At 44.3% G+C, this 14,232-nt stretch carries 12 protein-coding genes and 1 other RNA gene; 5 read left to right on the top strand and 8 right to left on the bottom strand.

The features are described 5' to 3' along the window. Positions 1 to 68: 68 nt before the first annotated feature. The 4 genes from O3627_RS06580 to O3627_RS06565 all read right to left on the bottom strand — a co-directional run bounded on the left by O3627_RS06580 (position 69) and on the right by O3627_RS06565 (position 3,851). Positions 69 to 1,418, bottom strand: coding sequence for a glucose-6-phosphate isomerase (locus tag O3627_RS06580; RefSeq protein WP_002902099.1), 1,350 nt, complete (start codon positions 1,416 to 1,418; stop codon positions 69 to 71). A 298-nt stretch (positions 1,419 to 1,716) separates the two neighbouring features. Then, positions 1,717 to 1,815, bottom strand: an RNA gene (gene ffs, locus O3627_RS06575) — signal recognition particle sRNA small type. Between the two features lie 28 nt (positions 1,816 to 1,843). Next, entirely contained in the window at positions 1,844 to 2,314 is a 471-nt protein-coding gene (gene tadA / locus O3627_RS06570) for a tRNA adenosine(34) deaminase TadA (protein ID WP_343092133.1), read from the bottom strand. A gap of 244 nt (positions 2,315 to 2,558) precedes the next feature. Then, positions 2,559 to 3,851, bottom strand: coding sequence for an adenylosuccinate synthase (locus tag O3627_RS06565; RefSeq protein WP_343092134.1), 1,293 nt, complete (start codon positions 3,849 to 3,851; stop codon positions 2,559 to 2,561). 297 nt (positions 3,852 to 4,148) lie between these two features. Between O3627_RS06565 and gshAB the strand changes: the two genes are divergently transcribed. The 3 genes from gshAB (at position 4,149) to O3627_RS06550 (ending at position 8,763) form a co-directional block, all read left to right on the top strand. Next, positions 4,149 to 6,401, top strand: a complete 2,253-nt coding sequence (gene gshAB / locus O3627_RS06560) for a bifunctional glutamate--cysteine ligase GshA/glutathione synthetase GshB (RefSeq protein ID WP_343092135.1) — start codon at positions 4,149 to 4,151, stop codon at positions 6,399 to 6,401. A gap of 235 nt (positions 6,402 to 6,636) precedes the next feature. Next, entirely contained in the window at positions 6,637 to 7,482 is an 846-nt protein-coding gene (locus tag O3627_RS06555; protein WP_343092136.1) for a hypothetical protein, read from the top strand. A gap of 24 nt (positions 7,483 to 7,506) precedes the next feature. Then, positions 7,507 to 8,763, top strand: coding sequence for a toxic anion resistance protein (locus O3627_RS06550; RefSeq protein ID WP_125351504.1), 1,257 nt, complete (start codon positions 7,507 to 7,509; stop codon positions 8,761 to 8,763). 76 nt (positions 8,764 to 8,839) lie between these two features. Here O3627_RS06550 and O3627_RS06545 read toward each other — a convergent pair whose 3' ends face one another. Continuing rightward, positions 8,840 to 9,658 (bottom strand): ADP-ribosylglycohydrolase family protein, encoded by an 819-nt coding sequence (locus O3627_RS06545; protein WP_371621322.1) that lies wholly within the window; start codon positions 9,656 to 9,658, stop codon positions 8,840 to 8,842. Positions 9,659 to 9,769: 111 nt separating this feature from the next. On the opposite strand from O3627_RS06545, the gene hslO reads away from it, so the two are divergent. Beyond that, entirely contained in the window at positions 9,770 to 10,642 is an 873-nt protein-coding gene (hslO, locus tag O3627_RS06540) for an Hsp33 family molecular chaperone HslO (protein WP_032910575.1), read from the top strand. Further along, on the top strand, positions 10,629 to 11,606 hold the full coding sequence (dusB, locus tag O3627_RS06535; RefSeq protein ID WP_004193956.1) for a tRNA dihydrouridine synthase DusB: 978 nt from the start codon (positions 10,629 to 10,631) through the stop codon (positions 11,604 to 11,606). Before hslO ends, dusB begins: the two co-directional genes overlap by 14 nt. Before the next feature lie 40 nt (positions 11,607 to 11,646). Here dusB and O3627_RS06530 read toward each other — a convergent pair whose 3' ends face one another. The 3 genes from O3627_RS06530 to pnuC all read right to left on the bottom strand — a co-directional run bounded on the left by O3627_RS06530 (position 11,647) and on the right by pnuC (position 14,214). Next, on the bottom strand, positions 11,647 to 12,321 hold the full coding sequence (locus tag O3627_RS06530; protein ID WP_125382639.1) for a hypothetical protein: 675 nt from the start codon (positions 12,319 to 12,321) through the stop codon (positions 11,647 to 11,649). Between the two features lie 234 nt (positions 12,322 to 12,555). Continuing rightward, positions 12,556 to 13,344 carry an NUDIX hydrolase gene (locus tag O3627_RS06525; protein WP_125382641.1) on the bottom strand — a complete coding sequence of 263 codons (789 nt, stop codon included), beginning with the start codon at positions 13,342 to 13,344 and terminating at the stop codon, positions 12,556 to 12,558. A 54-nt stretch (positions 13,345 to 13,398) separates the two neighbouring features. Next, complete coding sequence (gene pnuC, locus O3627_RS06520) at positions 13,399 to 14,214, bottom strand: nicotinamide riboside transporter PnuC (RefSeq protein WP_125382642.1); 816 nt, start codon at positions 14,212 to 14,214, stop codon at positions 13,399 to 13,401. Positions 14,215 to 14,232 lie beyond the last annotated feature (18 nt).

The following is a 14,232-nucleotide window of genomic DNA, read 5'->3' as shown; positions in this document are numbered from 1 at the left end:
TAAAAAATCCACAAGAAATGAACTTGTGGATCTTTTTATATTCTAAATGAACTCAAAGCATATGAGAATCAAAGGCGTGCATTCAACTCAGCACCCAGCTCTTCAAAGCCTGGTTTCCCAAGAAGAGCAAACATGTTTTTCTTATAAGCCTCAACTCCTGGCTGGTCAAATGGATTGATACCATTCAGGTAGCCAGAAAGAGCAATAGCTAACTCAAAGAAGTAAATAGTATAGCCCAAAGTGAACTCATCTTGCTCAGGCAGGGTCACAAACATATTTGGCACTCCGCCGTCTGTGTGAGCTAACAGCACTCCATCTGTTGCTTTCTTATTGACAAAGTCAACATCTTTTCCTTGCAGATAGCCAAGGCCATCCAAGTCTTCTGCTAATTCAGGAATCAACACATTTTTGCGAGGCTTATCTACACGAATAACTGTTTCAAAGAGGATACGAGTTCCTTCTTGAATAAATTGCCCCAAAGAGTGCAGGTCTGTTGAGAAGTTGGCTGAAGTTGGGTAGATACCTTTTTGGTCTTTACCTTCTGACTCACCAGCCAATTGCTTCCACCATTCTGAGAAGTATTGCAAAGATGGTTCGTAGTTAGCTAGAACTTCTGTCAGATAACCTTTACGGTACAAGATATTGCGTACAACTGCATATTGATATGCTTCATTTTCAGCCAACTTATCAGAAGCATAAGCCTTGCGAGCAGCATTTGCTCCTTCCATCAACTTGCTGATATCAGCCCCTGCAGCTGCGATTGGCAAGAGTCCCACTGCTGTCAATACTGTAAAACGACCACCTACACTATCAGGCACTACAAAAGTATCCCAGCCATTAGCATCTGCTTCAACCTTAACTGCACCTTTAGCGCGGTCTGTAGTTGCATAAATCCGTTTATTTGCTTCTTCCTGACCATACTTCTTAACCAAGAGTTCTTTGAAGACACGGAAAGCAATAGCAGGCTCTGTTGTTGTTCCTGACTTAGAAATAACATTGACAGAGAAATCTTTGTCTGATACATAGTCTACCAAATCAGCCAAATAGCTTGAAGAGATAGAGTTTCCAGCATAGAGGATCTGAGGTGCCTCGCGTTCTTCTTTGCTTTGCAAGTTTACAAATGAATTATTCAAGAAATCAATAGCTGCACGAGCTCCTAAATAGGAACCACCAATACCGATTACGATCAATACCTCACTATCAGATTGGATTTTAGCAGCAGCCTTTTGAATACGAGCAAATTCATCTTTGTCATATTCTTCAGGCAAGTTCAACCAGCCAGTCATTTCTGCCCCAGGACCTGTACCATTTCGCAGAGCAGAATCTGCTGCAGTCACTTGAGGCTGCATATAATCTAGTTCATGTGGTGCTACAAATTTATCTAATACCTTTGAGTAGTCAAATTTAATATGTGTCATGTTTATCCTCCAATTGTTCTTTTCTTTTATGATAACGCTTTAAGAAAAAATAAGCAAGTGCTTTTACTATTTTAAAACGTTTACATTTTTTATTATATACTATTTTTCTAAATAAGCTAATCCTAGGACATGACTGAGAGCAATCGTTTGCATTTATCTTATGAAAACAGGGTTAGCTATTGCCATTTCTTCCGAATAAATTCTTTATAACGTTTTACTAAAAATAAAAAAGACCAGCATGTAAATTCAACTGCGTCAATGTCTCTAAACTCATCTTCCTCCTTCGGAGTTGATTCGTTAAGAGCAATAGAAAAGAGCACACAGCTTACTTCGCTTAGGGCTGCTGGATTCCTCCCCTGACCCGCTTCACGCAAAACTGTTGCTCCACTAATTAGTATAACACAAACTTTTGATTTTGGCTAATTTTATTTTTTCCTTCTCTGTCTGAAAAATTCCTGCATAATTTGAGCGCACTCTTCTTGGAGAACACCTGTCTCCACTTCTACTCGATGATTCAGACGCTCATCTGTCAAAATATCATAAAGGCTGCCAGCTGCTCCAAATTTCTGATTTGCTGCCCCATAAACAACATGAGGAATGCGTGCCAGACCGATTGCTCCACTGCACATGACACATGGCTCAATAGTCACAAAAAGCGTTGTATCCAGCAAGCGCCAGCTATTTTCATGCCGATTCGCCTCTTCGATAGCCATAATCTCCGCATGCATAACAGCCCGCTGCAGCTCCTCACGTGCATTGTGACCGCGGCCGATAATCTTACCTTCTTTAACCAAGACACAGCCGATAGGAATTTCATCATGAGCTAGGGCAATCTCCGCCTCCTTTAAAGCTTCCCGCATAAATACTTCTTTTTCTTCAATCGTATAATTCATCATTGTCTTTCTAAATCTGTAGTCGTCTATCTCATTATACCACAAGCCTGTCGCACTTCTCAGAAAAAGTAAAAGCCACCACTGGGGTGACTTTCAGGAGATTATTATGAAAAAAGTTTAGGATTTTTAAACAAAGTTAGGAGGTCTTTGTTTATGCTGTTAGTATAAAATATATATCTTAAATGAGTCTTAATATTAAATTTTCCTACAAAAAAGCACAAGAAGCAATTTTCTTGTGCTGACTTTTTTATAAATTTGACCAGACGCTTTCCAAGATGTTGGTCTGCTCGCGGCCAGGGCCGACTGAAAAGGTAGAAATACGAACACCAACCAGCTCACTCACTCGGCGAACATAGTTGCGGGCATTTTCTGGCAAGTCTTCCAGACTGCGGACACCAGTGATGTCCTCTGACCAGCCTGGCAGCTCTTCGTAAATCGGCTTGCAGCGCTTGAGCTGTTCCAAACTAGCGGGGTAATGGTTTATTCGCTGACCATCCAAGTCATAGGCTACACAAATCTTGACTGTATCCAGACCGCTCAAAACATCGATGGAGTTAAGCGAAAGATTGGTAATCCCTGAGACACGGCGGCTATGACGCATGACAACAGAGTCAAACCAGCCTACCCGACGCGGACGGCCAGTGGTAGTGCCATATTCGTGGCCGATATCACGAATCCGATTGCCTACTTCATCGAAAAGCTCTGTTGGGAATGGTCCATCTCCGACCCGACTGGTGTAGGCCTTGCAGACACCAACTACCTTGTCAATCTTGCTCGGACCAACACCGGAACCAATAGTCACTCCCCCCGCAACTGGGTTAGATGAAGTTACAAATGGATAAGTACCTTGGTCAATATCCAGCATAACCCCTTGAGCCCCTTCAAAGAGAACTCTCTTGCCTTGATCCAGCGCATCGTTGAGGATAACAGAAGTGTCCGTCACATACTGCTTAATTTGCTGACCATATTCATAGTATTCTTCAAAAATATCATCAAAGCTGATTCCTGTACTATCGTACAATTTCTCAAAGAGGCGGTTTTTCTCAGTTAAATTCCGCTCCAAGCGTTCTCTGAAAATATCTTTATCCAAAAGGTCAGCGATGCGGATACCGATACGAGCAGCCTTGTCCATATAGGCAGGACCGATTCCCTTGATTGTCGTCCCGATTTTATTGTCGCCTTTTGCTTCTTCCTGCAGACGATCCAGCTCGATATGGTAAGGCAGGATGACATGGGCTCGATCAGAGATGCGAAGGTTGTCTGTCGTCACACCTTCCTCATGCAGGTAGTTCAATTCTTTGACCAGAGATTTAGGATTGACCACCATTCCATTTCCAATGACAGAAATTTTTTCTGGGAAGAAAATCCCTGACGGAATCAGGTGCAGCTTGTACTTCTTGCCGTCAATCACGATAGTATGGCCGGCATTGTCACCACCCTGATAGCGGGCAATCACTTCGGCATTGGCTGAAAGGAAGTCTGTAATCTTCCCTTTTCCTTCATCTCCCCACTGGGTTCCTACAACAACTACTGATGTCATAATTTTGTCTGAGCTAAAGCAGCTCTTCCTTTCTTGAAAAGCAGGCAGGAATCTCACCTGCGATTATGTTTTATACCTCATTATATGAAAAATTTAACAATTTTTCAAGGTGGGATCCATTCTTGATTTGCTTTTTCCTTTTTGAAAACGAATTAAACTTTCAAAAAATCTGTTTTTTCTGAAAGTTGTTAGTTTATTAAAAATAAAAGTTCGGAATTTTTGTAAAATCGTAGCGGAAATTTGTTTTCTTTTTCTGTTTGTAATAGACTAAAATTACTATCATAGGACGGTGAAACGATGACGATTAATCAATTACTGCAGAAACTAGATGCATCAAGCCCTATTCTCCAAGCGACCTTTGGTCTGGAGAGGGAAAATCTGCGGGTGACAGCTGACGGACACTTAGCTCAAACTGCCCATCCGAGTCAGCTGGGTTCCCGCAATTTCCACCCGACCATCCAAACAGACTTCAGCGAGCAACAACTGGAGCTAATTACACCTATCGCTCACTCGACTAAGGAAGCACGGCGCTTACTGGGAGCTATCAGCGATGTGGCTGGCCGCTCGATTGACCGGAATGAACGCCTCTGGCCCCTGTCCATGCCACCACAGCTGACGGAAGAAGAGATTGCCATCGCCCATCTGGAAAACGACTATGAACGCCACTACCGAGAGGGCTTAGCTAAAAAATATGGCAAAAAACTGCAGGCTATCTCTGGCATCCACTACAACATGGAGCTAGGGAAAGATCTGGTCACTGCTCTCTTTCAAGTCAGCTCCCACCATTCGCTCAAGGACTTTAAAAATGACCTCTATCTCAAGCTGGCTAGAAACTTTCTGCGTTTCCGCTGGATCTCAACCTATCTCTACGGGGCTGCCCCTCTAGCAGAAGCTGGCTTCTACAGTCAGAAAATTTCCCAGCCTATCCGCTCTTTTCGCAACAGCGACTATGGCTATGTCAATGACGAGAATATTCAGGTATCCTACGCTTCTTTGAAGCAATATGTAACTGATATTGAAAACTACGTTCAGTCAGGCGAGCTCAGCGCTGAAAAAGAATTTTACTCAGCCGTTCGCTTCCGTGGACAGAAGCACAATCGTGCCTATCTGGAGCAAGGCATCACTTATCTGGAATTCCGCTGCTTCGATCTCAATCCTTTTGACCATTTAGGTATTAGCCAAGAGACCTTAGATACTGTCCATCTCTTTTTACTGAGCCTGCTCTGGCTAGATGATGTAGAAAATGTTGATACGGCATTAAAAGCTGCCCACGACTTAAACCAAAAAATTGCTTGTAGCCACCCGCTGACTGCCCTGCCAGATGAGGCAGACAGCTCAGCCCTTCTTCAAGCTATGGAAGAGCTCATCCAGCATTTTGAACTGCCGACATACTACCAAACCTTACTTCAACAGCTTAAAGAGGCACTACTAAATCCTCAGCTAACCCTATCTGGTCAGCTCCTGCCTCATATCCAGCATGATTCCTTAATGACATTTGGACTAGAAAAAGCAGAGGAATATCACCGCTACGCTTGGACTGCTCCTTATGCCCTCAAAGGATACGAAAATATGGAACTATCCACCCAGATGCTGCTCTTTGATGCTATTCAAAAGGGGCTTAATGTCGAAATCTTAGATGAAAACGACCAATTTCTCAAGCTTTGGCATGGTCACCATGTGGAGTATGTCAAGAACGGAAACATGACCTCCAAGGATAACTATGTCATCCCTCTGGCTATGGCCAATAAAACCGTCACCAAAAAGATTTTGGCTGCAGCTGACTTTCCTGTTCCGGCTGGAGCAGAATTTTCTTCTCTTGAAGAAGGACTGGCCTATTACCCTTTGATTAAGGATCGTCAAATTGTTGTCAAACCAAAGTCAACCAACTTCGGACTGGGCATCTCTATCTTCCAAGAACCAGCTAGTCTGGAATCTTATCGCAAGGCTTTAGAGATTGCCTTTTCAGAAGACGCTGCTGTCTTAGTCGAAGAATTTATCGCTGGAACGGAATACCGCTTCTTTGTCTTAGACGGTCAATGTGAGGCAGTCCTCTTGCGAGTAGCAGCCAATGTCGTCGGAGACGGTCAGCATACCGTGAGAGAATTGGTTGCCATCAAAAATGACAATCCTCTGCGCGGGCGAGACCATCGTTCACCACTCGAAATCATTGAACTGGGGGACATTGAACTGCTCATGCTGGACCAGCAAGGTTATGGACCAGATGATATCCTGCCTGCTGGAGTTAAGGTTGACTTGCGCCGCAATTCCAATATTTCTACTGGCGGAGACTCGATCGATGTCACAAACAGCATGCACCCATCTTATAAGGAACTCGCTGCGGACATGGCAAGGGCTATGGGAGCTTGGGCTTGTGGCGTTGACCTAATCATCCCTGACAGCTCTGCTATTTCCACAAAAGAAAATCCCAACTGTACCTGCATCGAGCTCAACTTCAACCCCTCTATGTATATGCACACCTATTGTGCTGAGGGACCGGGACAAAGCATCACACCTAAAATACTGGCCAAACTTTTCCCAGAAATGGACTGATAAAACACGAATCGCAAGGAATGCCCTGCGATTTTTGTTTGAATACTTGAGAGAAACGAAGAAACTTTCGTTTTAGAAATGACGCTTGCTTTATTGATAGGAATCAAATGTCTTTTTGAATTAAGCAAATATAAAAAATGGTCTCAATATATAAAATCATTTCAATCTTTATCCTTCAAAAACCAGCTTTTATGTTAAAATAGAGATATCACATTGAGAAGAAAGAGCAAAGTCCATGTCGAGAAAAAAGGATGATTCTAACCAGCAACCAGAATGGTTTAGCTGGATTTGGATACTTGTATTTGTATTTGGTTCTGGAGCTGTAGCCAGCTATCTAATTCCCATAGCTATTCTGGGGGCTATTGGTTACGGAATCTATCGCCACCAAAGCCAGAAAAAAGTTCGGATTGAAGCAAAGCAAGCTAGCATTGGCCGTATTGAAGATTTGAAATCAGAGATTGGTCAGGCTGACCGCCGCATAAAAAAATTGGAAGCCTACCAAGAAGATGGGGACCAAGAAAGCTATCAGAATTTAGCTCTAGAAATTCTTCCCCAGCTAACCTATATCAAAAATGCTGCTAACGACCTACGGGGAGAAATTCCTGCTTCAGTCTACCAGCGAATCCAGACCAAAATTCGTACTGTAACCGATGAAATTGATGAACAACTGAGAAAGATTGAACGAGAGAAAAAACGAAAAGAAGCGCAGCCTAAGAAAACTAGTCTAGAAGAGCTAGCCCCAGAATTGGTCGCTACGGTTCGCAATATTCAGATTGACCATGAGGCCATTCTTCAAAAAATCTCTCAATCCGAAAGCAACAATAAGGAAGAGCTGACTGCCATTCATCAGTCCCAGATGGAGCACTACGAAGATATTTTAGAAGGCTACCTCAAAATCAAAGCTTCTCCCAAAGATTTTTACAATGCAGAGGAGCGGCTAGCCAAGGCCAAAGCAGCCATCGAGCAGTTTGACTTGGACCTAGACGAAGCGCTGCGCCAGTTAAATGAAGCTGATTTGAGGGACTTTGACATTAGCCTGCGTATCTTAGACAAGGAAAAGCACACAGAAACCGGCTTTTAAGCTAGATAAACCAAAGGAGAAACTATGAGCCAAGAATTTAATTTTGATATTGATAAAATTGCCAATAATGCTATCAGCAAAAGCGACAAAACAACAGAAATCATCGAAGCCAACACGACTCAAGAAAATGGTCAGCTAACTTTTCTGGAAAAGCTGACTCCTGAGCAACAGAGTGCGATTACGGCTAAAGCTCCGCAGCTGGTGGATAATTTCGTATCAGACCAAAATGCCTTGCTGGACTTTGGCCAATCTGCTGTAGAAGAGGTCAACGGTACTGTCAATCGTATCTTAGCCGAACAGAAAAAATTACAAATTCCCCAGGTAGATGAGCTTTTAAAAAATACCAACAAAGAACTCAATGGCTTTGTCGCAAAATACAAGGATGCTCAAGTAGCAGAACTGGACAAGAAGCCTAATTTCCTGGAAAAACTCTTCAAACAGAGCAAAAACACTCTTCAAGAATTCTATTTTGATTCACAAAATATTGAGCAGAAAATGGACGGCATGGCTGCAACCGTCGTCAAGCAAGAAGACGTTCTGGCTCGCAATATTGTTTCTGCTGAAATGCTGATTGAGGACAATACCAAATCGATTGAAAACCTAGTTGGAGTTATTTCCTTTATCGAAGCTGCTCAGCAAGAATCTGGCAATCGAGCGCTCAAACTGCAGGCTGAAGTCGCTCAGTTAGATATGACAACCGTTGACTACCAAGTAAAATCGCAAGAATTAGCCCGAATAACAGAGGTGGTCAATACCTTAGAGCAGCAACATACTGAATATGTCAGCCGTCTCTATGTAGCTTGGGCGACGACTCCTCAAATGCGTAATCTGGTCAAGGTTTCCTCTGATATGCGCCAAAAACTTGGAATGCTCCGTCGAAATACCATTCCAACTATGAAACTGTCTATCGCCCAATTAGGCATTCTCCAGCAATCGATGAAGTCTGGTCAGGTAGCTGACGCTATCTCTAATGCGAATAACGCTGCCCTGCAAATGCTCGCCGAAACGAGCAAGGAAGTCATTCCTCAACTGGAGCGGATTTCCCAAAGCCCTACTATCGCTGTTGAATCTGTCACTAAGCTGGCAGAAAGCCTCGTCGCACAAAATCAAGGCATTATCGAAGCCATTGATAAAGGACGAGAAAAACGCGCTCTGCTAGAAGCCACTGTTATCCAATCTGCAGAGACCATCAACAACTCTGTCAAACTGCGTGATCAAAAGATTATCCAAGCCCTGTTGGACCAAGGCAAGGAAGCCCAGAAAGAATTAACTACAGAATAAGCAAAAGAGCCTAGATGGCTCTTTTAATGTTTTACTTTTTAAATGATCAATACAGTCCTGTCTTCCGATTATCCCTTTAAAACAAGCAGCTTTCCAACAGTTCTTTATTACGCAGCTGGGCTAGCCAGTTGTCAGGAATCCCTTCCAAACCATAGATGATACCAGCCAAGCCACCAGCAACTGCTGCTACTGTATCAGTGTCATCGCCCAAATTAACAGCTTTCAGGACAGTTCCCAGATAAGAAGTGCTAGTCAGCAGACACCACAGTGCTGCTTTCAAGGTATCCACCACATAGCCAGTGGAGAGAATGTCATCTTCGGTCAGCTCTGCTAAAGTTTGCAAACGAGCGTAGGTCGTACTAGTCTCTAAGCCTGATAGTATTTCCGGTAGTTGCTGGCCTTTTAAGAGCCTACGAGCAATATCCACATAAAGCAAGCAGGCCTCTACGGAAGTCGCATGGGCATGTGTAATACTGGAAACAGCTTCAATATCAGACGGACTGGCTTCCGTAAAGGCAAGGGGCAGAATCCGCATCAAAGAACCATTTCCGTTGGAATATTCATCAGACAGACCGTGTCCTCTTGTCAAGGCTTCGCGAGTCGCATTTCCTACATCAAAGGTTAGACCATCTGGTGTATAAGCTCCCTCGAAGAGCCAATGTTTAAACCGATGCTGCATATCAGTAAGATCAATCTTACCTTTTTCCCTAATAGAATCACAGGTCGCCAAAACAAGGCTAGTATCATCTGACCAAGTTCCAGCAGGTTGCTGATGGCTGCCATAGCCCGTCATCTCAATCGCTTTAAAACTGCCTCGGGTTAAAAATTCATACGGAACTCCTAATGCATCAGCTACCGCCAAACCATAGACTGCCGCTTTCAAAGATTGGTTCATACTAGCCTCCTTTGTTTTATTATACTATTTTTGATCTTAAAATTCTTCCTAACCCCAAAAAACAAGCGCAGCCTCGCGCTTGTTTTTCTATTTTATGTTAAAATAAAAGGTATGGACAAAATTATCAAAACTATCTCAGAAAATGGTTCATTCCGCGCTTATGTGCTGGATAGCACAGAGACGGTTCGGACCGCTCAAGAAAAACATCAAACTCAAGCAAGTTCTACTGTTGCACTTGGCCGCACACTGATTGCCAGCCAGATTTTGGCTGCAAATGAAAAAGGCCAGACCAAGATTACCGTCAAGGTCCTCGGAACCAGCTCATTAGGCGCGATTATCACAGTAGCAGATACCGAGGGCAATGTCAAAGGTTATGTACAGAATCCCGGTGTAGATATCAAAAAGACTGCCACCGGTGAGGTTCTAGTTGGTCCTTTTGTCGGCCAAGGTGAATTCCTCGTTATCACGGACTATGGTACGGGCAATCCTTACAACTCCATGACCCCTCTCATCTCTGGAGAAATCGGCGAAGACCTAGCCTTTTACCTGACCGAAAGCCAGCAGACACCTTCCGCAGTTGGCCTCAATGTCCTCTTGGATGAGAATGATAAAGTCAAGGTTGCTGGCGGTTTCTTGGTACAAGTTCTGCCTGGTGCTAAGGAAGCCGAAATCGCCCGCTTTGAGAAGCGGATCCAAGAAATGCCTGCTATCTCAAAACTGCTGGAATCAGATAACCATATCGAAGCTCTGCTGGCTGCCATCTATGGTGATGAGCCATACAAACGCCTGTCTGAAGAAGAAATCCGCTTCCAGTGCGACTGTAGCAAAGAGCGCTTCATGAATGCCTTGGCTACCCTGCCAAAGGCTGACTTAGAAGAGATGCGTGACCAAGACCAAGGAGCCGAAATCGTCTGCCAATTCTGCCAAACTGCTTATCACTTTGACCAAAATGACTTGGAGGAACTGATTCGTGACAAATCTTAATACCCCTTTTATGATCGGGAAAGTCGAAATTCCCAACCGTACGGTTCTAGCACCTATGGCCGGCGTAACCAACTCTGCTTTCCGAACCATTGCCAAAGAGTTGGGAGCAGGCCTGGTCGTGATGGAAATGGTCTCTGACAAGGGCATCCAATACAACAACGAAAAAACCCTCCACATGCTCCATATTGATGAGGGAGAAAATCCCGTTTCTATCCAGCTTTTCGGTAGCGACGAAGACAGTTTAGCCCGCGCAGCAGAATTTATCCAAGAAAACACCAAGACGGATATCGTCGATATCAATATGGGCTGCCCGGTCAATAAAATCGTTAAAAACGAAGCCGGAGCTAAATGGCTCAAGGACCCTGAGAAAATCTATAAAATCATCAACAAGGTCCAGTCAGTGCTAGATATTCCTCTGACAGTTAAGATGCGGACTGGCTGGTCTGACAGCTCACTAGCTGTAGAAAATGCTCTAGCAGCCGAAGCCGCTGGAGTCTCAGCCCTGGCTATGCACGGTCGCACCCGTGAGCAAATGTATACTGGTCATGCTGACCTTGAGACCTTGCACGACGTAGCCCATGCTCTGACTAAGATTCCTTTCATCGCTAACGGTGATATCCGCAGCGTCCAAGACGCTAAACAGCGTATCGAGGAAGTCGGTGCCGATGCCGTCATGGTAGGTCGAGCAGCTATGGGAAATCCCTACCTCTTTAACCAAATCAACCACTACTTTGAAACTGGCGAAATCCTTCCAGACCTCAGCTTCGAGGACAAGATGAAAATCGCCCACGACCACCTCTCCCGCTTGGTAAATCTCAAAGGAGAATACGTGGCCATCCGCGAATTCCGGGGCCTAGCTCCGCACTATCTGCGCGGTACTGCCGGAGCAGCCAAGCTCCGCGGTGCTATTTCACAAGCTGAAAGTCTGGCTGAAATTGAAGAACTCTTACAAATTCAAAAATAAAAACAAAAGGAAGCCAATTGGACTTCCTTTTTTGTTCTGTTTAGGATTGAGTCACTACAACGCTTGTTACTGAGCCATCTGCTCCTGTTGTAATCTGCAGATTGGCATTGCCTTGCCCGCTTAACTGCGCATTGTATTTGCCATCATCCAGCGTATAGGAGTAGGAGGCGATGGAATAATTAGCTGTCTTTCCATCGGCAGACTGAACTGTGAATTGACCATTACCTGATACGGTCACAGTATTTCCATTGGCATCCTTCCAATTACCAGCAGCCGCTGAGAAATCCCCATCCACCATAGTCAAGACACCTTTATAGCGAGCATTGCTGGCTGCCTGTTTATTCTGAAGCTGGCGATTGCTTTCGGGCGCTTGGGCTGGTTGAGTTGCTTGATTCTGAGTGTTTTGTCGACCTGAGGCTTGCTGTGGCTGCGTTTGTTGGACTTGAGGAGCTTCGACAGTAGACTGTTGCTGACTGGCAGGAGCTTGGGCTTGTCCAGGCTGGCTAACTGCTCCTTCTGAAGAAGCTCTATTGCTGGCCTTAGGAGAAGCGCTGGCCTTGCTGGATGACGCAACTTTTGAGCTAGAAGAAGCTTGAACAGTTTTGCTAGAACTAGCACTTGTTGCACTTTCTTCTTTCTTACCACATGCCCCTAAAAACAGACTAGAAGCCAGAACTGTAGCTGCCATCATTTTTGTATAAGTACGTGTTTTCATCTTTTATCTCCTTGTAATATTAAGAAATCTTTTTGTAACATTATTGTAACACTGTGATTTTACTATGTCAATCATTTATGCAAAATTCTTAAAAAATTTTTTACTCAAGCGAAGTTCTGTTTCTCAATCTGTTTCTTTTGTCATGAGAAACTTGCTCCTACTTATCTATTCGTAATTAGAAACGAAAAAACAGGACAAATTTGTCCTGCAGAGAAATATATGATCAGCTTTCTTTTAATCTGATTTTTCTGCCTTCAACCGATAGACTTTTCTCGGCTTCTTCTTTGGCACGCGCTTAACGCCAGCCTCCTCCAAGTATTCTCCAAATTTCACTAGAAAATTATTGCTGACAATAGGTCGTCTAGGCGTGATGAGATTGACCAACTCAGTCCCTTCATAAACAGTAAACGGTGATTCCAGCAGATGGAGAAAAGTTGGATTCCAGTCCAGTCGCCCCTGAATCCGCTTGATAGATTCCAGCAGGATTTGGTAGTGGTCAAAGGCAAAGTCCTCTGCTGTCAGGAGCCGCTCACCATCTCTAAAACTCCTTGTCTTAAAGTCTACATCAAGAAAGGTAACTTCCTTAGCATCATCGCCAGCTTGTACTTGATTTACTGCTATGGCCGGCAGATAGACCAGATGAGCAATAGTGATGACCCATCCGCGTGGATCACGCCCTGGAGTAGAAACTGTCATCAGCTGCTCCACCTTTTTCAGCGGTATCTCCAGCCCCACCTCTTCCTTGACTTCCCGAATGCAGGCCTGATAGGCATCCTCATGCTTGTCTACAAAACCTCCGACTAAAGCATATTTATTTTGATAAGGGTGAGCCTTGCGCTTGATGACCAAGAGTTTTATCTGACCTTCCACGAAACAGTAGGCTACCATATCCGCTGTTACGCTAGGTGTCTCATACTTGGGCAAATCCTGTGTCTTGTACCATGCCAAAAAGGCGGACTCATCCGCCATGGTTTCATAGTACTCTTTTTCCGACATTCCCGCTGGGATATCCTGTTTGGTCATAAGTTTCTTCCTTTCCTAAGCTATTTTTTCTATCAAAAAATCTCAAATCTTAGTCTAAGCTTTCTTCACCGCCTTGGTCCACTGATACCATCCGACGATACTATTGAGAGTATAGACCCAGTACATAGCCTGTATGTGAAGGTTGCTGCCCCACCAGAGATAGATACTGAAGAGATTGGTCGCAATCCAGAAGATCCACTGTTCGCGGTAGAGACCAGTCATGAGAAGCTGACCGATACCATTGGTCGCATCTGTCACGCTATCACGGAAAGGTCGGTGACTGTGAATGCTCTTATAAGCAAAGCCCATGCCAATCCAAATCAAAGCCGTCAAGGCCAAATATTTAAGCCAGCCACGCCAGTCTAACTTCTTAGCTTCAAAATGAGATGGCCCTTCCTTATCTTGTTCATTGACCCGGTTGGACAGCCAAGTATAAAGGCCAATCGGCTGCATGATAAAGAAGTAGACCGTAGTCAACACTTCTCCGTAAAAGCTAGCCTGAAAAGACAATAGGAGATAAATTGCCGAATTAACCGCTCCAAAGAGGTAATTGCTGGCCCGCCCCTCGGCCACTAGAATAACGCAAACGATGCCTGTCCAAGAAGCAAAGAGTCCCAGCCAGTCATGCTGCTTCTGGCCACTGGTGAACTCCAGAATGAAAGGCAAACTGGAAAGAGTAATCAAGTAGAGCCATTGAGCCAAGCTGCGCCCGCCAAATAAATCTTGCCAGAGCAATTTCGCGCCCCCTTTTATCCCCTGCTTTTTAGCTGCGGCACAGACATTGCGGAAATTCCGAGCAAAGGTTTGAAATTTTTGTTTCAGTCCTGCGTAGAGATTCGCAGGAGCGAGTTTTTGATTTTTTACTACCATTCTATTTTACCACTTTCT

The sequence above is a fragment of the Streptococcus sp. 27098_8_82 genome, from assembly GCF_041431615.1.
Taxonomy (GTDB): Bacteria; Bacillota; Bacilli; order Lactobacillales; family Streptococcaceae; genus Streptococcus; species Streptococcus sanguinis_K.
The sequence above is the reverse complement of the archived record's forward strand: the minus strand, read 5'-3'. Positions and strand labels throughout refer to the sequence as shown.